This is a genomic window from Chryseobacterium sp. 2P (assembly GCF_059579425.1).
In genome coordinates this window covers 4,650,234-4,672,347 of record NZ_CM184194.1, presented here as the reverse complement: position 1 = coordinate 4,672,347, position 22,114 = coordinate 4,650,234, and the positions used below count along the sequence as shown (strand labels likewise).

The 22,114-nt window shown below is 35.2% G+C and carries 20 protein-coding genes; 8 read left to right on the top strand and 12 right to left on the bottom strand.

Annotated elements, in window-relative coordinates; translation table 11 throughout:
• Positions 1–59: 59 nt before the first annotated feature.
• Positions 60–2,300: a TonB-dependent receptor gene (locus AC52CF_RS21415; RefSeq protein ID WP_496517658.1), complete on the bottom strand. Its 2,241-nt coding sequence runs from the start codon at positions 2,298–2,300 to the stop codon at positions 60–62.
• A 224-nt stretch (positions 2,301–2,524) separates the two neighbouring features.
• Complete coding sequence (locus AC52CF_RS21410; RefSeq protein ID WP_496517657.1) at positions 2,525–3,427, bottom strand: AraC family transcriptional regulator; 903 nt, start codon at positions 3,425–3,427, stop codon at positions 2,525–2,527.
• Between the two features lie 145 nt (positions 3,428–3,572).
• On the opposite strand from AC52CF_RS21410, the gene AC52CF_RS21405 reads away from it, so the two are divergent.
• Positions 3,573–4,076, top strand: a complete 504-nt coding sequence (locus AC52CF_RS21405; RefSeq protein WP_290263876.1) for a superoxide dismutase family protein — start codon at positions 3,573–3,575, stop codon at positions 4,074–4,076.
• A 69-nt stretch (positions 4,077–4,145) separates the two neighbouring features.
• On the opposite strand, the gene AC52CF_RS21400 is transcribed toward AC52CF_RS21405, so the two are convergent.
• On the bottom strand, positions 4,146–6,275 hold the full coding sequence (locus AC52CF_RS21400) for a carboxy terminal-processing peptidase (RefSeq protein ID WP_290263879.1): 2,130 nt from the start codon (positions 6,273–6,275) through the stop codon (positions 4,146–4,148).
• A gap of 282 nt (positions 6,276–6,557) precedes the next feature.
• Here AC52CF_RS21400 and surE point away from each other — a divergent pair, with 282 nt between their 5' ends.
• Positions 6,558–7,328, top strand: a complete 771-nt coding sequence (gene surE, locus AC52CF_RS21395; RefSeq protein WP_290263882.1) for a 5'/3'-nucleotidase SurE — start codon at positions 6,558–6,560, stop codon at positions 7,326–7,328.
• Between the two features lie 295 nt (positions 7,329–7,623).
• Here the strand turns inward: surE and AC52CF_RS21390 are convergent, their stop codons facing one another.
• From AC52CF_RS21390 to AC52CF_RS21375, 4 genes are read right to left on the bottom strand one after another with little or no spacing between them, the layout of a single operon-like run.
• Complete coding sequence (locus tag AC52CF_RS21390) at positions 7,624–9,027, bottom strand: radical SAM protein (protein WP_290263885.1); 1,404 nt, start codon at positions 9,025–9,027, stop codon at positions 7,624–7,626.
• A 13-nt stretch (positions 9,028–9,040) separates the two neighbouring features.
• Entirely contained in the window at positions 9,041–9,247 is a 207-nt protein-coding gene (locus AC52CF_RS21385) for a hypothetical protein (RefSeq protein WP_290263888.1), read from the bottom strand.
• 12 nt (positions 9,248–9,259) lie between these two features.
• Complete coding sequence (locus AC52CF_RS21380) at positions 9,260–9,493, bottom strand: hypothetical protein (RefSeq protein ID WP_271248779.1); 234 nt, start codon at positions 9,491–9,493, stop codon at positions 9,260–9,262.
• Positions 9,494–9,503: 10 nt separating this feature from the next.
• Positions 9,504–10,250 carry a prolipoprotein diacylglyceryl transferase gene (locus AC52CF_RS21375; protein WP_290263899.1) on the bottom strand — a complete coding sequence of 249 codons (747 nt, stop codon included), beginning with the start codon at positions 10,248–10,250 and terminating at the stop codon, positions 9,504–9,506.
• Positions 10,251–10,651: 401 nt separating this feature from the next.
• Between AC52CF_RS21375 and AC52CF_RS21370 the strand changes: the two genes are divergently transcribed.
• Positions 10,652–11,692: a GMP reductase gene (locus AC52CF_RS21370; RefSeq protein WP_290263901.1), complete on the top strand. Its 1,041-nt coding sequence runs from the start codon at positions 10,652–10,654 to the stop codon at positions 11,690–11,692.
• Positions 11,693–11,695: 3 nt separating this feature from the next.
• Entirely contained in the window at positions 11,696–12,430 is a 735-nt protein-coding gene (locus AC52CF_RS21365; RefSeq protein ID WP_496517656.1) for a DUF1835 domain-containing protein, read from the top strand.
• A gap of 3 nt (positions 12,431–12,433) precedes the next feature.
• On the opposite strand, the gene AC52CF_RS21360 is transcribed toward AC52CF_RS21365, so the two are convergent.
• The 5 genes from AC52CF_RS21360 to AC52CF_RS21340 all read right to left on the bottom strand — a co-directional run bounded on the left by AC52CF_RS21360 (position 12,434) and on the right by AC52CF_RS21340 (position 18,338).
• Positions 12,434–13,753 (bottom strand): DUF6056 family protein, encoded by a 1,320-nt coding sequence (locus tag AC52CF_RS21360; RefSeq protein WP_214587783.1) that lies wholly within the window; start codon positions 13,751–13,753, stop codon positions 12,434–12,436.
• A gap of 5 nt (positions 13,754–13,758) precedes the next feature.
• Positions 13,759–14,502 carry a 3-oxoacyl-[acyl-carrier-protein] reductase gene (fabG, locus tag AC52CF_RS21355; RefSeq protein ID WP_214587784.1) on the bottom strand — a complete coding sequence of 248 codons (744 nt, stop codon included), beginning with the start codon at positions 14,500–14,502 and terminating at the stop codon, positions 13,759–13,761.
• 183 nt (positions 14,503–14,685) lie between these two features.
• Positions 14,686–16,161 carry a WG repeat-containing protein gene (locus tag AC52CF_RS21350; RefSeq protein WP_214587785.1) on the bottom strand — a complete coding sequence of 492 codons (1,476 nt, stop codon included), beginning with the start codon at positions 16,159–16,161 and terminating at the stop codon, positions 14,686–14,688.
• On the bottom strand, positions 16,162–16,836 hold the full coding sequence (gene rsmI / locus AC52CF_RS21345; protein ID WP_214587786.1) for a 16S rRNA (cytidine(1402)-2'-O)-methyltransferase: 675 nt from the start codon (positions 16,834–16,836) through the stop codon (positions 16,162–16,164). It lies immediately after the preceding gene.
• An 8-nt stretch (positions 16,837–16,844) separates the two neighbouring features.
• Entirely contained in the window at positions 16,845–18,338 is a 1,494-nt protein-coding gene (locus AC52CF_RS21340) for a DUF8457 domain-containing protein (protein ID WP_214587787.1), read from the bottom strand.
• A 60-nt stretch (positions 18,339–18,398) separates the two neighbouring features.
• Here AC52CF_RS21340 and AC52CF_RS21335 point away from each other — a divergent pair, with 60 nt between their 5' ends.
• The 4 genes from AC52CF_RS21335 to AC52CF_RS21320 are packed head-to-tail and all read left to right on the top strand — an operon-like array spanning position 18,399 to position 22,113.
• Positions 18,399–18,989: a thymidine kinase gene (locus AC52CF_RS21335; RefSeq protein WP_214587788.1), complete on the top strand. Its 591-nt coding sequence runs from the start codon at positions 18,399–18,401 to the stop codon at positions 18,987–18,989.
• Between the two features lie 54 nt (positions 18,990–19,043).
• Positions 19,044–19,382 (top strand): hypothetical protein, encoded by a 339-nt coding sequence (locus tag AC52CF_RS21330; protein WP_076391047.1) that lies wholly within the window; start codon positions 19,044–19,046, stop codon positions 19,380–19,382.
• Entirely contained in the window at positions 19,360–19,662 is a 303-nt protein-coding gene (locus AC52CF_RS21325; RefSeq protein ID WP_108408670.1) for a type II toxin-antitoxin system RelE/ParE family toxin, read from the top strand. The genes AC52CF_RS21330 and AC52CF_RS21325 overlap by 23 nt, the downstream gene beginning before the upstream one ends.
• Before the next feature lie 3 nt (positions 19,663–19,665).
• On the top strand, positions 19,666–22,113 hold the full coding sequence (locus tag AC52CF_RS21320; RefSeq protein WP_214587789.1) for a bifunctional UDP-N-acetylmuramoyl-tripeptide:D-alanyl-D-alanine ligase/alanine racemase: 2,448 nt from the start codon (positions 19,666–19,668) through the stop codon (positions 22,111–22,113).
• The last annotated feature ends 1 nt before the right edge of the window (position 22,114 follow it).

Sequence of the window (22,114 nt, the reverse complement as noted above, 5' to 3'; positions counted from 1 at the left end):
TTTTTAAATTAATTTTTGTTTTGAATAAAGATATATTTTTAATTGAATTGAAATAACTTTTACAGATTATTATTAATGGCATCCTGCGTTTTGTCGACTCCGAAGCTGATGAAGGCTCCTACAAAAACAAAGGTATTTACCGGAGGAATTACTGCAGAACTTCTTGATCCGTCCATTGAGAAATTGTAGCCGTACACATTTTTAGATCCTAAAATATTGGTTACACTCAGTACCAGAACCGTAAATGTTTTTGAATCTTTCTTTCCTAAATTCGGAAGATAATTCAAGCTGAAATTTAAGGCGTTGTAATCTTTCAATTTTCCTTCATGTCTTACGAAATATTTCTGTTCACCATTCACATCCTGCGTTGCGATGTCGTAATATGGGCGACCTTTTGCGTAGGTGTAGGAAATATTGAAGCCTGTTTTCCATTCCGGAACAAATCTTTTGGCTACTGCAGAAAGAGTGTGTTCGGAAGCAAAATTCGGTTTTAAACTCATCGGATAATTCATAAAATCTCTTTTTGAATCTAAGAATGAATAGCTGATCCAGTAATCGATATTGTCGAATGTTTTTTTGTCTCTCCAGAATAATTCCAGTCCTTTTGCATAACCAAAACCGCTGTTGTTATCCGCTGTCTGTACAAACTGGTTCTGTCCGTCAATATACTGTAGGTTTTTTACCTTCAGAAGATCATCATATTTTTTGTAAAAAGCTTCAAATCTCAGACTTCTTCCTTCCGTTGTTCTCTGCACCTGAAAGATATAATGCTGCGACTTCTGGAAGTCTAAATTTGCCGGACCGTTGATGTATCTGCTTTCAGGATTCTGATAAAAAATTCCGTAAGCGAATGAGGTTGTCCAGTCTTTGGCAAGACGATAAGCTAAAGCCAGTCTAGGCGCAATATTGCTTTTTCCAAGATAGGAAGAATGCTCTGCTCTCATTCCTATTTTTGCTGACAACTGATTACTGAATCCTAAATCTGTTTCTGCAAAAGCTGAAGAGATCAGGTCTTTGTAGTTCTTGGTTACAAAATCGTTAAAGTTTAATTTTTCACTGGTACTGTTCAGTTCAAAACCACCTCGTAACGCACTGATTTTGTTTATTTTTCTTTCTAAAACGGTTTTGAAATTGATATAATTTCCGTCATTCAGAAGTTTTGTGCTTCCCGTTTGGATTTCATCTTTTTGGGTTGAAAAATCAAGGTCTGACTGATTATAAGAATAAGATGCTCCTGCATTCAGTAAATATTTTCCGAATTTCTGCTTGAAAGAAAGATTATGATAGGTATTTTTTCCTTTCAGTTTTACGAGAGACTGGTCATAATTTTCCGGTTCCAGACTCGGTGTTTCTACTGCCATTCTGTTGGAATCGTATTTACCATAATATTTGAAAAATCCGCCTGATTTTGTTTTAAATCTAAAATTCAGATCGCTGTTTACGCTTTGTGGAGCTTCGGAAAAATTGGTGTTGAAATTGAAGATTTCCTGCATCAGCTTTAAGTTGGAATAGCCAAGACTAGCTCCGTAAGAATAGTTTTTATTATTGCCCAATCTCTGGAATCCTGCGTTTAAAAAAATGGGAGAAACACCAAAATCGTAAGAACTCTGATCCGGAAGATCTACACTTTCCAACATCAGTGCCCCCGAAAGAGCCTGACCGTACAATGCAGAATATCCGCCGCTTGAGAATACATTGCCTTTGAAAAGAGAGGTATTAAAACGGTCTCTTCCTGCAATTCCCGGAACTGAATTGGAAAAGTAATTGTTGATTAAGCTTCCATCCATAAAAATTTTGGATTCCGTTCCTGTTCCGCCACGGATGAAAAGACCTTCTGTTTCGCCCACTTTCTGAACTCCGGGAAGATACGTTAATGCCGATGTAATCTGTCCTTCCGCTCCGGCTGTTGTGTAAATATCAATCGGCGTGAGTAATGTTGTTGATCTTTTTTTGTCACTTGCTTCGATAGAACCTGCTGAAACCACTACTGCATCAATTTCATTAATTTGCTCTTTCAGTTCCACATTTACAGAAACTTCCTGATTTTCAATAACAATCGGTTTTTCAACGTCAATGTATTTCGGATGGGTAAAAACTAAAATACGGCTGCCTTTTTCTGAGGTTTCAAAAGAGAAATTTCCGTTGGAATCGGTTGTGGCTCCGTCGTAAGTATTTTTCAGGGTAACATTTACTTCTCCTACTCCTCTATTTTTGTACGTAACTCTTCCCGAAATTCTGGTTTGGGCGAAACTTATTGCAAATGATAAAAAAGTGATAAGAAATAATAATTTTGTTTTCATAGCTGTTTTATTTCGACTCAAAAGTATAACGAATTTTCGCTGCTTTTAAATTTTTTTTGCTGAGTGGTCGTTTTTGGAATCTGAGTGGTAATTTTTGATTTTTTGTTGCTGAAAATTTACTTGGAAAATATATTAACCACCCCGTCAAAAATTCTTTGAATTTTCGCCACCCCTCCAAAGGAGGGGAATTTTACCACTAATTGTATTATTAAACTAAACTGAATTTAATTGATGGGAATGCAGAAATCGACGAGCATTTTTCCTTCCGGATGTTCTTTGTAATTGGTGTGGTAGATTTCGAAAGGAAAAGCTTTTCTTACAGAATAATGGTTTTCATTCATCCAAAGAAAAAGGGAAACCCAGCATTGTTCAAAGTCATTTAAGGTGACTTCTCCGCTTCCGACTATGAATTTTCCGGCTTCAAGGGTTTCAGGGAAAATCTGGTCTTCCTGCTGTTGTAGCTTTTCCTGCAGGAGCATACAGGCGTGAATTCTTACTTTATCGGTCGGAGTCACTTTAAAACTGTCGTGATAAACGGAAATCATTTTTATATTTTCTCCGGGAAATAGCTTTTTCTCTGTTGCCCAATCTATTAAGGTGTTGTAAGAAGGTTCAACATTGGCAATTCCAAGGCTCATCACTGCTGCGAGATTCATTTCCGGAAGTTCGGTAACTTTAATTTTTAAATTCATTGCGGTCCATTTTAACAGGTTTTCTATATTGCAAATGTATTGTTGGAAAACTGCATCCGTTTGTCCGTTCTTGTTTTGTTTTAATTGAATTTTATGAAACTTTTCAGGAGCCGATTTTCTGAATTCTGAGGGAGATTTGCCGTAATGCTTTTTAAAGGATTTATTGAAAGCCGAATGACTGGAGAATCCCAGTTCAAAATAAATATCTTTTACGCTTATGTTCTTTTTTACGGCTAAATAAAAGGCGCTTTTTTCAATTCTTTTGCGGATGATATAGCTTTGAAGGGTTTCATGGGTTATCAGTCGGAAAACCCTGTGAAAATGAAAGTGAGAATACGCTGCAACTTCCGCAACTTTTTCTAAGGAAAGCTCGGTATCGAGATTGTTATCAATGTACTGAATAGCTTTCACCATTCTTTTTCTGTATTCTTCCAAGTTAAAAGCATTTCCTGCAAAGGTACCGACATCGGATGAAAATGATTTGTCTTTTATTGCTATTGATGAAAAAAGAAAGGAATTGTAATGTGCTTTGAAAAATGTTGTCTAACTTTATCCGACAATCACTTTAAATCATTTAAAAATGAAAGGTACAACATTAGCATTATTGGCAGGATGTGCATTTTTTGCGGTTTCATGCGGAACAACAAAGACGTATCAGGTTCTGTCTAAGAGCAACACTCAAACAGGCGGAACGGCAAAATTCACCCAAAAAGGAGACGAAGTTGTTATGAAACTGGACGTTACGAATCTTACGCCGGGAATTCACGCAGTACACATCCATGAAAAAGGAGACTGCTCCGCAGCGGACGGAACTTCTACGGGAGGACACTGGAATCCATCTAAAAACGATCACGGAAAATGGGGTGCAGAGCGTTTCCACATGGGAGATATCGGAAATCTTGTTGCCAATCAGGATGGTGTGGCAACGCTGACTTTTAAAACCAACAAATGGTGTCTCGGATGTTCTGATGATTCTAAAAACATTATCGGAAAGGGAATGATTATTCACGCCGCGGCCGACGATTTTCATACGCAGCCAACCGGTAATGCAGGAGGAAGAGTGGGTTGTGTGGAGATTAAATAATTTTTCGCTTCTATCAATAAAAAATACCGCTAACAAAAAGTAGCGGTATTTTTATATTTTGTCTGAATATTAAGATTTTACACTCATGTCTGCAATAATATTCATTGCTTCCTGAAGGTAAAGGTCTTTTTTCAAATTTTTGATCCAGATTTCAGATTTTTTCTTGAAGGCTTCGTCTTTTTTCTCTCTTTCAATTTCGTTCTGATACATCGTAAACTGAAGACCATTTTCAAATTTCGTTAATGATTTGAATTTTTCGATCTGCGCTTTTCTCTGCTTCATTACATCATTGAATTTATTGATATTTAAAGTAATGGTTTCCTCTTTATCCAGTTTTTCTCTCCACTGAGCTGATTCTAACAACAACTGATATTTTGCATTTTTAGCCATTCTGTCGTTGCTTGCTTTTTCCAATGCCTGAATGTTGAAATAATTAAGCTTCTGGAAACTTGTGGAAGGAATTTTATCCCAAGCCAGAGCATAATCGTCATATCTTTCTCCGATCTCCGCATAAGTAAAGAAATCTTTCATCTGAATGTCTGAAACAATTCCTTTTCTCTGGGTAGATTCTCCTGTAATTCTGTAGAATTTCTGGATGGTAAGTTTTAAGGATCCGAAATCGTCTTCTGTATTTAAGAATCTGTTCAGATCCACAAAAGTCTGAACGGTTCCTTTTCCGAAAGACTGCGGAGAACCGATAATCATTGCTCTTCCGTAATCCTGCATTACTCCTGCTAAGATCTCAGAAGCTGAAGCAGAAAGTTCGTTCTGCATAATTACCAGTGGTCCTGTCCAGATCGGAGTTTCATTTTTATTTTTTAACGTCTGAATTTTCCCGTTTCCGTCTTTTACCTGTACATACGGTCCTGCCTGCATGAAAAGTCCCATGATGTCTCCCACTTCCGTTAAAGAACCTCCTCCATTGTTTCTAAGATCCAGAACAATCCCTTCAATTCCCTGAGCTTTAAGCTTAATGATCTCATTTTTAATATCATCTGAAGCATTTCTTCCGTTAGGATTTTCAAAATCTGCGTTGAAGCTTGGTAAATTAATGAAACCGTATTTTTTACCGTTCGGAGAGTTTACGATAATACTTCTCGCGAAAGTATCTTCAATGGCAACTTCTTCACGAATCATGGTTACATCTTTTATCGTTCCGTCTTTTTTCTGAACCGTTAAAGTGACCGGAGTTCCTTTTTCACCTCTGATGAGTCTTACGGCTTCATCAGAAAGCATTCCTACGACATTTACCGCATCTTCTTTCGGTTTAGATTTTACTTTTAAGATTTTATCCCCTTCAGAAAGCTGTTTGGATTTCCACGCCGGAGCACCGATCGTTAAAGCTCCCAGATAAAGATTTCCTTTTTTCTCCTGAATAATGGCTCCGATTCCGATTACTTTTCCGGTGAAATTGGTATCAAAATCTTCTTTATCCTTTGGAGAATAATAGTTGGTGTGCGGATCGAAAACTTCCGTATAAGCATTCATGTACACGGTAAACCAGTCCATTTTCTTTCTCTTTTTGAATCTCGTAAAGGTTTCTTTCACAAGATCTTTCACCTCATCGGTTGCTTTTTTGAGCTTCTGATCCGGCGCAAGAGGCTGATATTTTATGGTATCTTTCAGGTTGTATTTCTGTACAGAATCTTTTTTCTCTTTCTGAGCTTCTTCTTTGCTGTTCATCGATTCTATTTCCTGAAGGATATTGTATTTGATGAATTTTTTCCACTCGTTATACTGCTCCTGCTTGTTTGCCGGAACTTTTTTCATTTTCGGTTCTAAAATAAGCGTTTCATCTTCTTCCAGATTAATCGGCTTGCTGAAAATATCCTGCGTGATTTTATCGATTTCGTCTACTCTCTGGTATAATCTGTCGATGGTAAGTTTGTAGAAAGTAAGATCTCCCTGGTTGATGTAATCATCCAGTTTCGTTTCATGCTTCCCGAATTCATCCATATCCGATTGAATGAAATATCTTTTTCCCGGATCTACCATCTCGAAATAATGCTTATAAACATCTTTAGAATAGGCATCGTTGATGGGTTTTGGGCTGTAATGCAAATAAGAAAGTGTATTTTTCACGCTCACCATTATCGTCTGCATCTTTTCGTCATCATTCTTTGGCGAGTTGAAACAAAACATTAGACTTGTTAATGGAATTAGGAGTAAAAATTTATTTAGCTTAAAATTTTTCCACATAAATCTGTAATGTATTTTATTAATTTTAAAAAAGTATTGTAATAAGTAGTTATTTTTTATTCTCCGTTACAAACTATCAAATTTAATACCTTATTTCTAAATATCTGTTACTTTTAAGGAATTTTATTAAGATCAGGATTTATCTTAATTTTTACTGTTGAAAGTATGGTTTAAAAGCTCAAAAATTCAAAAACCATTATTTCACACTCCAAAATATTTAAACCCAAAGTTTTTTCCGAAGAAAGTCTTTTATAGTATATTTGTTACAATTAAAAAATTTATATGGAAAGACCACTTATTCTGGTTACGAATGACGACGGAATTACAGCACCGGGAATCAGAAATCTTATCAGTTTTATGAACGAAATCGGAGAAGTAGTTGTTGTAGCACCCAATTCTCCGCAAAGCGGTAAAGGTCATGCGATTACCATAAATTCTACTTTAAGTTACGAAGAAGTACATCTCGAAGGTCCGCAAAAGGATTTTTCTTGCAGCGGAACTCCTGTTGACTGTGTAAAGATGGCTCTTGATAAAATTCTTCCGCGAAGACCGGACATTGTGGTTTCAGGAATCAACCACGGAGCGAATTCTTCCATTAATGTTATTTATTCGGGAACGATGTCTGCTGCTGTTGAAGCGGGTGTGGAAAGTCTTCCTGCCATCGGATTTTCTTTGCTGGATTTCAGTTGGGAAGCAGATTTTACGCAGGCAAAAGAATACATTCAGAATATTGTGAAAAGAACTCTGGAAAATCCTATGCCGAAAGGAATTGTATTAAACGTAAATATTCCGAAACTTCCGAAAGAGGAAATAAAAGGGGTAAAAGTCTGCAAACAGGCAAATGCAAAATGGGAAGAAAGTTTTGATGAAAGAGTAAATCCTCACGGAAAAAAATATTACTGGCTTACCGGATATTTCAACAATATGGACGAATCTGAAGATGCTGATGAAACCGCTTTAGCAAACGGATATATTTCTATTGTTCCGGTGAAATTCGATCTTACCGCTTATGAGTATATGAATACGCTGAATGAGGTAATGAAGTTTGATTAAATATAAATATTGAGGCGTAAATTTGTTTTACGCCTTATTATTGTCCTTTTGTCTTGAAACAAAAGAACGAAAAATTCAAGACTTGGGAACTTTCACTAAAAATTAATTCTGTTCTCTAAAAATTCTAAAACTCGCGCGAATTCAAGATTTGTTCTTCGGCTCAAACAGTCCTCTCGCGCTCAAACAGTAGATTTTTTTTAACGTTCACAGAAGTAATTTTCTTAACGCTCCATTTCCCTATGTCATTATTAAAAAACAAAATCATTAAAATAGCTTTGAAATTTGTCAAAAGAATTTAAAACAAAACTCTATCCTCTTTCCTCAATTCCTCCAGATATTTGCTTTTATCATCACGGTAAAATAAATTCATGGTTTCGAAAGGAATCATTTTCAGGTCTTTATTTACAATGTGAACACAGGATTTTTTCACAGCACGGACATCAAAATCATGCGCATCCATAAAGTTCATGATGATGATTCTGAACAGGTTATCATAATCCAGATTGGGTGCGGAAACGTCAGGAAGACAGCACAATAACTGATTAACTTTAGGTTTTACTTTATCTACAGAAATTCCGGTGCTGAAAATATCCAGAAGCTGCATCTGCAATCCGGTATCCTGTTCGTAAACAATGGTATTCCGGGTTTCATTGTTCAGTAAATCAGCAGGATTGATGTATCGTGTTAAAGGAATCGTTTCGCCTTCCAGTTTCAGAATATATCCCATCGCCAAAGCATCGGGATTACACGGAACAGGAATGATATCATCCGAATTCAGCAAAGGAAACTGATTGAGAATCTCCTGTCTTACTTCGGTTAAAGTAATTTTTTCATGAGCAGAATCTTCGCGGTTTCTTCCTGCAATTTCTACTGGCTGAAAAGTAATTCCGCGGACACATTTCTGTTTCAGGGCAAAATCAATGATTTTTCCGATTTCGTCAATATTTTTATCTTTCTGAAGAACAATAACGAGTGTCGTCGAAAGATTTAAAGCATTCAATTTCTCTAAAGCTTTCATTCGTACGTCTGTTAAATCTTTTCCTCTGAAATCTTCCAGAACTTCCGGTTTAAAGGAATCAAACTGAAGATAAATTTCAAATTCCGGAGCATAAGTTGCTAATTTTTCGGCAAAACCGGGATCATTGGCAATTCTTACCCCGTTCGTATTCAGCATTAAATGTTTAATGGGTTTCGACTTCGCAATATCCATGATTTTAAAAAATTCCGGATGGATTGTCGGTTCTCCTCCACTGATCTGAACGACATCCGGTTCGCCTTCATTTTTAACGATCACATCAAACATCGCTTCGATCTCTTCCAGACTTCTGTGGCTTCCGTAATGTGGCGAAGACATCGCATAGCAGGTAGGACAGGTAAGATTACACCGATCTGTTACTTCCACAATAGAAAGACAGCTATGTTGCTCATGATCAACACATAAACCACAATCATAAGGACAGCCATATTCTACATCGGTTCCAAAATGATGGGGCATTTCAGAAGCCTTATTGTAATTTCTGATATTTTTATAATACTGAATATCTGAAGCAATTTTAGTTTTGAAAAATCCGTGATCCGGACATCTTTTCGTCATAAAAACTGCTTCATCTTCAATAATAATCTTTGCTCCCACTCTTTTCAGACATTCGGGACAAAGACTTATGGTATAATCGTAATACGTATAATTTCTTACTGGCATAATAATTTCTGATTTATAAAGCTCCTCCGCAAATAATTCCACTAATTATCAAACAGATAAGCATGGAAATGGTGACCGTCTGCCAAAATTGCTTCTTTGAAAAATTTTCATTCTTCCAATGAAAAATAGCTTCGGTAATTTTTGCTACTATAAATGAAATTCCAAAAATAATTCCTCCGAATATAAAAAGTGCTGTTATTATTGAAATCAACAAATCCATTCTTAACTGTTTTTACATTCCACCACAAACAAAACCGCTGATCAATCCGCCAACAAGCATGGAAATCAGAACAGTCATCCAAAACTGACCCGTTGAAAATTTTCTTTCATTATTCCATTCGTAAATAACTTTTGTAATTACGGCAACAACAAGCGATATCATCAATAATACAAAGGCAATAATCCCGATAATCATTACAACAAGACCACCAAGATCTCCGACTTCAAGAAATGTGAGTAATTTCATGATTTGATATTTAATGTGAAGTTACAAATTTTGTTTTTCTCAATTTTAAGAAATAATAGAAAATTACAGCTATACAAACAAGCTGTATGGTTCCTAAATTTCCTAAAATTTCTACTCTCGGCTTGATGAAGTCCAGCAACAGACGGAAGCTAAAATAACTGACCATACACAATTGAAAAACGAAACCTGAAGGATATTTTTTTGTATTCTGGATGATTTTTAAAACGATCCATAAAAGAATGAGAAACGCTATTTCATATAATGCCACAGGATGTCTGAGAAATTGGTCTCCCAGATGCATTCCGAAAATAAAATCAGTAGGAATTCCGTATGTTTCTTCATAAATTCCGGTAAGAAAGCAGCCGATTCTGCCAATAATCATTGCTAAGATCAGTGGATAGACGATCAAATCTCCGGTACTTTCTTTATGCCCGACAATTTTTTTTGCCCATTCAACACCAATTAAGCCAAAAGCCAATCCGCCAACAATTGTATTATTTGTCCATATGGTTTTCAGATCAAAATGCTCTAAAAGTCTGATGGGGTTTTCGAGATTTCCAATTAATTTTGATCCGATTAATGCTCCCGCTGTTGCACCAATTAATACCGCAGCAGATGTATTGAAAGACATTTTCTCTTTCGATTTTCGTTTTAGATAAAAATAAAACCGCATTCCGATAAAAATTCCTGCCGCTTCAAACAGCGGATGAGCGAGAATCGTTTTACCAAATAGGTGAAAGGTCACAGGAAATTCCATGGTTTCAAAAGTATTGTTTTTAATTAAAACTTATTCGAATTTCTTTAAATTTTATATGTGGTTCTTTTGTCTTGAAACAAAAGAACGAAAAGTTCAAGACTTTGAATCTGAATGCTAAAAATTAAAATTCATTCCTAAAATTCCCAAAACTTGCGCGAATTCAATTGGGGTCTTTTGATTAAAAATTTGCCTCGCGCTTCAAACAGTGGGAATTTTTTAACGAAATAAATTGTAATTTTCTTAACGCTTCAGCTTCATATGTCGATTTTTCTGATCGTATTTATGATTTAATTAGCTTTTAAATAAAGGTTCAAATTGTATTAAATAATTTATAAAATCCTTTTAAATAAAGATTAGAATCAATCTTTTTCATAAATTTAATTAAAATAATTATCCGAATTATGAGAATAGAATATGATATTAAACTGGGTTTTAAGGATGTAATGTTCCGTCCGAAACGTTCTACCCTGAAATCCCGTTCTGAAGTTGATCTGGAAAGAGAATTTACCTTTAAACATACCCGAAAAAAATGGAAAGGCGTTCCTGTGATTGCTGCCAATATGGATACAGTGGGAACATTTGAAATGGCGGTTGAACTGGCAAAAGAAAAAATCATCACAGCGGTTCATAAGCATTATTCTGTGGAAGAATGGTCAGAATTTTTGAATTCTCAGCCGGAAAACATTTATCAGTATATCGCATTAAGCACGGGAACCGGAAAAGCAGACGAAGAAAAGATAAAAACCATTCTCGATCTGCATCCTAAAATCGAGTTTCTCTGCATTGATGTAGCCAATGGTTATTCTGAGCATTTTGTGGAATTTGTGAAGAAGGCAAGGGCAAATTTCCCGGATAAAATTATCATTGCGGGAAATGTTGTAACCGGAGAAATGGTGGAAGAGCTTATTTTAGTCGGCGCAGATATCATTAAAGTCGGGATTGGTCCCGGTTCGGTTTGTACAACGAGAGTGAAAACCGGAGTGGGATATCCTCAACTTTCGGCAATTATAGAATGTTCTGATGCAGCACATGGTTTAGGAGGTCATATTATCGCGGATGGCGGCTGTAAAGTTCCGGGAGATGTGGCGAAAGCTTTTGGCGGCGGTGCAGATTTTGTGATGCTGGGCGGAATGTTTGCAGGACACGATGAAAGCGGTGGCGAAATGGTGGAAGAAAACGGTAAAAAATACAGACTTTTTTACGGAATGAGCTCAAAAACAGCCATGGATAAACATTCGGGAGGTGTTGCAGAATACCGTGCTTCGGAGGGAAAAACCGTAAAAGTAGCTTACAAAGGTCCGGTTCTGGAAACGGTAAAAGATATTTTAGGCGGCGTTCGTTCTACCTGTACTTATGTGGGGGCTTCAAAACTGAAAGAGCTGTCGAAAAGAACTACGTTCATCAGAGTACAGGAGCAGGAAAATCAGATATTTAAAGAGTAACAATTGAACAAAATATTTAACATTACAAACGGTGATTGTCTCGCTGAACAATTGAAGGAAACAACAATTTCCGGCGAGATGATTATTTGTAGAGAAGCTTTAGTTACAGGTTCTTTACAGGCTGAAAATCTGGATGTTTTCTGGAAAGTAAGATCAGAATTTATTGCTGAAAATTATGGTGATACAAAAGAAAATTATTACCGTAAAGTGGTTTCAGAATTCAATAAAATAATGCAGATTCCGGAAGATTCTGAGGTACATCTTTGGTTTGAAGATGATCTTTTTTGTCAGGTTAATATGTGGTTTTGCTTAACGCTGATTCCGAAGGATAAAAATATCAACATCTACAGGATTTTTCCAAAATCATCGAAAGAAAGCCAATGGAAAGGGTTTTCGGATTCTGACCGTTTTGATTTGGAAGAAACATTAACCTCAAGAGTTTTATTTAAACAAAAGGATCTTGAATTGGGGCTGAATTTATGGGAAGCTTATCAAAGTAATCATCAAAATAAATTAAAGCAACTTTCTGAAATTCAATCTGATTGCTTTCATTTTTTACCTGAATTGATCGCAACTTATCAAAACATTAATCCTGAAGTTTTTATTCAAAATTTAATCCTGAACGGTATAACAGATTTTAGTGAGGTGTTTGAAAAGTTCCGTGAGGAGCTGGGAATTTTCGGATTCGGAGATTTGCAGGTAAAGCTTATTTATGATAAAGTTTTTCAGGAAAAATAGCGCTTATTTTACAACAATGCTTTTCTTGCTGAAAAATTTTTCCAACTGATCATTAACGTACTTTTTCTCTTCTTTTGCGGAAGATAATTCATCAAAGTACAGGATTTTGGGAACTTCTTTTATTTTATCAATTTTTAAAGAATCTTCTTTAGAATTCTGAATGACTGTAATTCTGTCTCTTATTTCCTTATCATATTCTTTTAAATCGGTTACAAAAATTTCTTTAACGAAATTATTCATGTTGTAATCTATATTAAACCCTGAATAACTCTGACTGAAAAAATCTGTTTCCGGCAGAAAGATGACAAACAAACTGATCCACCAAAGTCTTTTTAAATTCTCCTTTTTGTATAGTAAAAGAAAAGAAAGGGTAGCTAAAAAGAAGATGACAATATTATCGTTTTGTCTTCCCACAATATTGATCAGATAGCCTAAAAGCATTAAAGGAAGCAATGAAATCATACAAATTACGAAAGCTTTGGTAAATTTCACTTTACTTTTTAAGGCAGTAAGTTCTTCAAAAAACAAAGCAGTAAATAAAGGAATAAGAAATACTGTTTTTATAAAAATATAGCCAAAATTAAAAGTGAAAAAAGCGGTTCTTTTCGTCCACATCCAATAAAAAGCATCATCAGATTTTACCATTCTGTTGAAGTTTCCGGGAGCTAAAAAGCTGATAAGAAATCCGATAATTCCGATGGCTAAAAGAATTTTATTTTCTTTTGATGGTTTTTCAAAGCATATAAAACTCAATGCTCCTAACAAAAGCAGCGCAATGATTTCATTTGCACCCATCAGAATAAAAATGACAACAGCACTTAAAAAGAAGAACAGTTTTTTTTGTGACTGCTGAAACTTTCCGTAAAAAAAGAGTAAAAGACCCGATAAAATAACTGGTAAAAAGTAGACATTAGATCCTGTAATCCAAAAATAATGTTCCGGTAAACTGATTAATCCAACCGTATAAATAAAGAAAAATAACAGGCTCTTTTTTAGTGCTTCTGTAAAGATATAATTAAAATATAGTCTGAAATTTAAAATGACGACTGCAAGAAATGAATTGAGTAAAAATATGGGATAAATTTTCGGGAGTATATTGAACGGATCTTTAGAAACAGGATTCAGCATATTAATGGTATAGCCAAAATATCTTCCTCCCCAATGCATATAAAAATCGCAGACATTCCCCAGAAATCCTAATTTTTTTGTTCCATAGGAATAGATATAATCATCGGTCTGATATACATTAAAAAAAGAAAAGTAAACCAGACCGATTAGTAGTAAAACCGACAAGAATAAGGTAATATTCTGTACCGTTTTCATATATTTTATGTCAAAAGACCTCCATCAACGTTTAACGTCTGTCCTGTAACGTAAGAAGACATTTCACTTCCTAAAAATACGCATGCATTTGCAATATCTCTGGTCTGTCCCAGTTTTTTCATCGGGATAGCTTCGTTCCATTTTTCTTTTGCTTTGTCATCTAAAGCATCCGTCATTTCAGTTTGTATGAATCCCGGAGCAATTGCGTTGCAACGGATGTTTCTGGAACCTAATTCTAATGCTACAGATTTAGTGAAACCGATAACTCCTGCTTTGGAAGCTGCATAGTTTGCCTGTCCTGCATTTCCGCTGATCCCTACTACAGAAGTCATGTTGATGATTGATCCTGCTTTTGCCTTCATCATGGGCTTAATTACCGCTTTGGTAAGGTTAAATACAGAATCTAAATTTACTTTAATTACTTTATCCCAGTCATCTTTCGACATTCTCAAAAGCAGATTGTCTTTCGTAATTCCTGCGTTATTTACCAAAATATCAATTTTTCCAAACTCAGCCATTACTTCGTCCACTAAAGTTTGAGCGGCATCAAAATCTGATGCATCAGACTGATATCCTTTAATTTGAGTTACAGAACTTAAAGCTGCTTCCAATTCCTTCGCTTTTTCTACAGATCCGGCGTAAGTAAATGCTACTTTTGCACCCTGTTCGGCGTACATTTCGGCAATTCCTTTTCCGATTCCTCGTGTAGCTCCCGTAATTAGCGCTACTTTTCCTTCTAATAGTTTCATATATGACAATTATTTTTCTTTATAACGTATTAGCCTTTTGAAAGTTGGCTAATATACAGCATTTAATTTTACAGAAATAAAACAGTGCGCAAAGATATTACAAAATGTTATTCAATGCATTTTAAATCACTTTTTTAGCGAAAATTTATGACTGTTTTTTGTCATAAAGCCACTTTAAATAAGTTAATCGATAAAACTTCTGTCTTTTTGTTCTGTAAAATAAATGAATTCTGTTTCTTTTCCTTTGGTAAGTCTGATGCCTTTTTTATCCGGAAAAAACTTATCATAGACAATTTCCGTTAAAGGTTCATTTTTGTCGTTGGTAACACCGAATTTATTATCTTTTTTCACCACAAATTCATTAACACCTAAAAAAGTGGTGATGTCATCATAGACGAAAGGAACAATTTCATTTCCGCTTTCATCCATCATCCCGTAGAAATTGTCTATGTTTTTCCCGACTAATGTGGGATAAAGTTCAAAAGGTTTTACTTCCTTAAATCCTTTTAATTCTTTATAATTTCCTGTTTTTGGTGAAAATGTATAATAGGTTTCGTTTTTATTGACAATCAATGTATTGGGGAATATTTTTTCGATCTGGTAATCGTCATTCAGGATATTTTTTAAATTTTTATCCAGAATTTTCTCTTCATCGTCTTTTCTCAGATAGAGATATTTTTCTCCTGCAATGCTCAATCCTTCTACCCTGTCATATTCCTTCGGAAAAACAACTTCTCCGTTTAGACGCACAACGGCAGTTTTAGGATTTTTCTGATCCTGAGAGGTTTTAAACAACCCATTAAAAAGAGGGTTTACATAATGATAATCAAGATCATACACCTTCCCTTCTCTCTTAGAAAAAATGCTTACTTTATCTTCTTTGGTAAGGTAAATATATTCTCTGCCCACAAAAGCCTGATCGTATATTTCATCGGCAATGGTGCTTTCTTTTTCATCAATAATACCATATTTATTTTTAGAAACATCCAAAGTTACCAAATAAGGAAACGCATTGATATTGTCCACGTTATGATCCGAAATCGTACTTAAGGTTTTACCATTATTATCAATAACCTCTCCGGATTTTTCACCTTTCGAAAGATAAGTTCTGCTTTTGTAGAAACGAAGATCATCGGTAAAAGGACGGTCTGAAATTTGTTTTCCGTCAAAATCATAAATCAGCCAGACTCCGTTATTTTTAACAAAGAATCTGTTCTCACTTCCAAAAACTATTTTTTCTGAGAACGGAATAATTTCTTTTCCGTTAAAATCGTAAACACATTCCTTTCCTTTCTTTGAATAAATCAGCCTGTCTTTATTTTCCCAGGTTCTGAATTTGAAAAGATCCATCGGAATAACTTCCTTTCCGTTCGCATCAATAATCGCCGTTTTTCCATTGGAATTTCCCGCTTTTACCCTCAGAATAAACCTGTTTTTCCATAAATGTGAAATTTCACTTTTTGCAGGATACTCAAAAGTGATATTGCCCAGAGAATCTACAATTCCAGATTTTCCGGTTTTGGCATCAGAAATCATTCCGTATCCTTTGGAATAGAAACGGACTTCTTTGCCTGTTTTTTTTGTTAAAAGTATCTGTTTATACTGATCCGTCTGCCCGAAACAGACCGACGAAAGCAGTACGAAAATTAAATTTTTCAATTAAATTGAATTATTTACGATGAGAACAATCTCACCTTTTAACGTTTTGCTTTTGGAAAACTCAATGAGTTCAAGAATTGTTCCTCGTTTGGTTTCTTCGAACTTTTTGGAAATCTCACGGCTTAAGCTAACCTTGGTTTCTTCGCCGAAAAATTCTTTAATCTGCTCCAGTGTGGTATTAATTTTATGCGGACTTTCGTATAAAACGATTGTTTTTTTCTCTTCTGCAAGCTGTTTAAGCTTCGTTTGTCTGCCTTTTTTCTGAGGAAGAAATCCTACAAAAAGAAATTCGTTATTCGGTAATCCCGAAACCACCAAAGCCGGAACAAAAGCGGTTGCTCCCGGTAAACAGATCATTTCAATATGATGATCGGAACCTGCTTTTGCCAGCAAATAACCCGGATCTGAGATTCCGGGAGTTCCTGCATCGGTAATAATGGCAATATTCTGACCGCTTTTAAGGTCTGTAATTACTTTTTCCGTTGTCTGATGTTCGTTGTGTAAATGATAAGATTTTAGAGGCTTGGAAATCTCGAAATGCTTTAAAAGAATTCCGGAAGTTCTCGTGTCTTCACATAAAATATAATCAACCTCTTTCAGTACATTTACCGCTCTGTAGGTCATATCTTCGAGGTTCCCGATCGGTGTAGGAACAAAATATAGGATTCCGCTCAAAATTTAGTTTATAAAAATTTATTTTCCACCAATATCCAAAGTCTCTGCGCGTACTCGTCCACTTTATTCCATTTTTTGGCATAATAAAGATCGCTCAGATATTCTTTAGCTTCTTCCAGTGTTCTGAAACTGTTCAGGTTATTCACCACTTCATTCAGTTCTGTCTGGCTTCCTCCGAACAGTGTTTTTGTGAAAGCAATCCTGTCATTCAAATCAAGCTTAAACTCAGGCTTTTTCTTTTCCGCTTCCATAAAATCGGTTGGAATATTGGTCTTTAAAATACTTCCTGTCTCTTCTTTTTTCTCAACAGGAATTGCTTTTTCCGGCATATCTCTTTCAAGATGATCATCATCAAAAAGCGACTGTACCGCTTTCAGACCTTTGATATTGGCCAGTTTTATCTTTTTATCATGATGATAGGCTTCGAGATTTTCAAAGCTTTCATCAGATTTTAAATGTTCTTTCTCTTCAGAAACAGGTTTGTTGATCTCAACAATTTTTCTTCTGTCATTAATTTCCGCTAAAACTGAAGATTCCTGTTTTTCTTCTACAGAAGCTTCATTTTTAATTTCGTTAACGATGTTTTCAGCATTTGAAGTATCGGTCGCCAATTCGCCCTGTTCCATCATTGTGTGAGAAGAATACTGATTATCATTTTCTTCCACTAAAATTTCTTCATTTTCATCTAAAACTTCCCCATCGAAAATACTCGGGATTTTTTCAGATTCTTCTTCATTTTTATACTGATAATTGTTTTGAATTTTTTCTTCTTCATCAAAATCATTCAGAATATCTCCACGATTGTCCGAAATTTCGTTTTCAAATTCATCAATTTCATTTAACTGATGATTAAAGATAACTTCTTCTTCCGTTTTGCTGTCATTAAAAATTTCTTCCGAGATTTCTTCATCATTTTCGGGTTCAGAATTTGCCAGAATTCTTTCTTCATCCACAAAATTCAGATCCGCTCCGCTGTTTTCAGAAGTTTCATATTCATCAAGTTCGTTTAACTGAGCATTGAAAACATCTTCATTCTCTTTCAGATCATTCTGAATTTCATCCTGCGAATTTTCTTCTGCAAAATTAATTAAAGTTTCGTGAAGTTCACCTTCTACAATCTCATTTAATTGATTGTTAAAAATTGCCTCTTCTTCAGTCACTTCACTTGAATAATTTCCGGATTCGCTTCCGTCAATTTCATTAAGCTCATTATTGAAAATAGCTTCCTCCTCTGTTACTTCACTGCTGAAATCATGGGATTCCTGCAAAGGAGCAGGTGAAGAAAATTTTTCTTTATTTTCTGAAATCAGCGAAGAATTTTCACTTCCGAAATACTCGATATTTTTTTCCAGCAGCCGGAGAAACGAAATCCTGTTGGCAAGCTCTTCCACAAGATCCTGCTTTGACGAAAGTTCGTCTACGTTGCTTATTTTATCCAGAATACCAATGATATTCTTGGATTCAAAAAAAATCTTTTCCTTTAAATCTTGGATGTTCTGCATAGAAGAATCTTGTTAAAATTGCTTACTTTTGATCTTAAAAATATACGGCTAATTTAACAAATGTTTTTAGAAAATACAATTAATCATTCCAAACAAAGTGGTTGGATGGAAGTTATTTGTGGCTCAATGTTTTCCGGAAAAACCGAAGAGTTGATCAGAAGGCTTAGAAGGGCTGAAATGGCAGGGCAGAATGTGGAGATTTTTAAACCAAAACTGGATACGCGCTATTCGGATGAAGATGTGGTTTCGCACAATCAGAATAAAATCCGAAGCACGGCGGTAGAAAATCCCAGCGAAATTCTTTTGCTGGCTTCCAATTGTCATGTAGTAGGAATTGATGAAGCACAGTTTTTTGATGAAAGCATTGTGGATATAGCCAATCAACTGGCAAACGGCGGAATAAGAGTGGTTATTGCAGGTCTGGATATGGATTTTCTCGGGAGACCTTTCGGACCGATGCCGAATCTGATGGCAACTGCAGAATATGTTACAAAAGTACACGCAATCTGCAGAAGAACGGGAAATCTAGCCAACTATTCTATGAGAACTTCCGAAGGAAAAGATCTTGTAGAACTCGGAGAAACAGAATCTTACGATGCGGTAAGCAGAAGAGTTTTTGTGGATGAAGTTTTGAATAAAAAAGAGATTTAATATCAAATTTATTATTAATTTTGTTTAAAATTTAATAGTGAAAACTATCAGAAAATGATATTAGAAATTAAAAATTACATCAAGATCAGCAATTCTATTGACGAGATTCTGAAAAATTCGCCTTTCAAAATGAAATACATCATCGAGAAAAGCGGAATTTCCGAGCCTACGTTTTTCAGAAAAATGAAAGAGAAAAAATTTCTTCCGGAAGAATTGCTGAAGATTGCGGAAATTATAGAGCCGGAAAAAATTTCGCATGATGATATTCTCAATGCTATTCAGGAAGGTTTAGACGACGTAAAAAACGGACGGATAACTGAACATATGGCAGTGATGAATGAAGCAAAGGAAAGAATTGCAAAAAAGAAAAATGAATATTTTTTGGACAAATAGAGCCAAATCGGATTTAGAAATTCTAGAAGATTTTCTTATTGAAAACTGGGGGTTCGATGTTTTGGAAGATTTTTATGAAATTTTAGAAAGAAAAATTTCTTTGCTTGAAAATGGAAATCTTATTCATCAGAAATATGAAGACACAGCGTTTCACAAATTACTAATTACGAAACACAACTCTATCATTTATGAAATTTCAGGAAATCAAATAAATCTTTTAAATATGATTAATAACTTCCGAAATCCTGATTCTAATTATAACCTAATTACAGAAAAGTAGTTTATGAACTACACGACAAACCATATCGCAGAAATCACCAATGCGAAGATTATTGGAGACAAAAATATAATAATCAGGAATATCGCTTTCGACAGCAGAATTATTTATTCTACTAAAAATACTGCGTTTATAGCGATCAATACTCCAAAAAATTCCGGAGAAAAGTTCATTGAATCTGCTATCGACCGTGGAATAAATGTCATCATTTCCGAACATCATCATCCGCAGTTTGAAAATATTACGTGGATCATTGTTGAAAATTCGGTTGAATTTCTTCAGAAATTAGCTAAATTTCATTTTGAAAATGCTCATTTAAAATCAATCGGAATTACAGGAAGTAACGGAAAAACGATTTTAAAAGAGTGGCTGTATCAATGTCTGTGGAATGAATTTCCAACGGTAAAAAGCCCGAAAAGTTTCAATTCCCAGATCGGACTTCCGCTTTCTCTGCTGCAGATTAATAATTCTCATCAATTAGGAATTTTTGAAGTAGGCATTTCAAAGCCAGACGAAATGGAAAAGCTCGAAAATATTTTCCATCCGCAGATTGGTCTGCTCACTCACATCGGAACTGCTCATCTTGCCAATTTCCAATCGGAAGAGGAGCTGATTGATGAAAAGATCAAATTATTCAAACACTCTGATACGGTTATTTATAACGGAGATAATCCTTTGGTTGACAAAAAAATAAAAGAATTATATTCAAGTAAAAAATTAATTTCTTACGGGTTTAAGGAAGACAACGAAGTTTACTTCAAAAACAATAATTCGAAAAACGAAGATGTAACGGTACATTATTTCGACGAAGAAATTTCTTTTCCGGTTCATCAGAGAGATGAAGCCACTTTAACGAATGCTTTGGCGCTTGTAACGGTTTTAAAGGAACTTGGTATTGAAAACGAAAAGATCGTCGAAAAAATCAACGCTTTAAAGGCTGTTGAAATGAGACTTGAAGCGATTGAAGGAATTGAGAACAATATTGTCATCAACGATTCTTTTAACCTTGATCTTGATTCTCTGAAAACAGCGCTTCAATTTCTCAATGAATACAACAAACCGAAAAAATCTCTGGTTCTTACAGATATTGTAGGGGTAAATTCCAATTCGAAAGAACTGTATGAAGAAGTCTCAGAACTTGTAAACGATCAGAAATTCGATTCTGTTTTCCTGATCGGTGATGAAATATCAAAATTTAGTGAATTATTTAAAGCTAAAACTTTTACTTTTATCAATGCTCAGGAATTAATTGAAAGTAAACACCTTACAGAAATTGAAAATCAGATCATTCTATTAAAAGGGGCAAGAAAATTTGAGATCGAAAGACTTAAAGATCTACTTGAGCTCAGAAAACATGATACGGTTTTAGAAATTAATTTGAATGCCATTCTTCATAACATCAATTACCATAAATCTTTATTAAAACCAGCCACAAAAATGATGGCGATGGTAAAGGCAAATTCTTATGGCTTAGGAAGTTATGAAATTTCAGAATTTTTACAGCATCATCACATAGATTATCTTGGAGTCGCTTTCGTTGATGAAGGCGTAGAACTCAGAAAAAAAGGAATCACAGTTCCTATTGTGGTTATGAATCCTGAACAGCATAGTTATGAAACCGTGATCACCTATAATCTGGAACCGGAAATTTACAGTTTCAGAGTTCTGGAATTATTCTATGAAGCCGTTCAGAAATCGGGATATGATAAAAAATATCCGATTCACATCAAACTGGAAACAGGAATGCATCGTCTTGGTTTTAAAGGCAATGAACTGGATCAGTTAAGTGAGACTTTAAATTCAATGAATGTAAAAGTTCAAAGTATTTTCAGCCATCTTTCTTCTTCAGATTTGCCGGATGAAAAAGAATTTACATTCCATCAGCTTGAAACTTTTGAAAAAAACTCAACCTATTTGATAGAAAAATTGGGGTACACTCCTATCCGACATATTTTAAATTCTTCAGGAATAACCAATTACACCAATCATCAATATGATATGGTAAGAATCGGAATCGGAATGTTAGGAGAATCACCAAATAGTGAAATACAGAAACAGCTGAGATCTGTGGTAAGCTTTAAAACGGTAATCTCTCAAATTTCTTTGGTAGAAAACGGAGAATCAGTTGGTTACAGCCGCAGATTTAAAACAGATCATCAGACGAAAATAGCCACTATTCCTGTAGGATACGCAGACGGAATCCCAAGATTAATCGGAAACCACGTCGGTAATGTAGGAATCCAAAAAACCCTTGCTCCGATTGTAGGAAGCATCTGTATGGACATGATGATGATTAACGTAGATCATATCCCCAATGTAAAGGAAGGCGATACTGTTACCATTTTTAACGCAAAACCCAGTTTAAAAGAATTCGCAGACTACTGCAAAACAATAACCTATGAAGTTTTAACCTCCATTTCGCCCCGCGTGAAACGGATTTATGTAAAAGATTAGC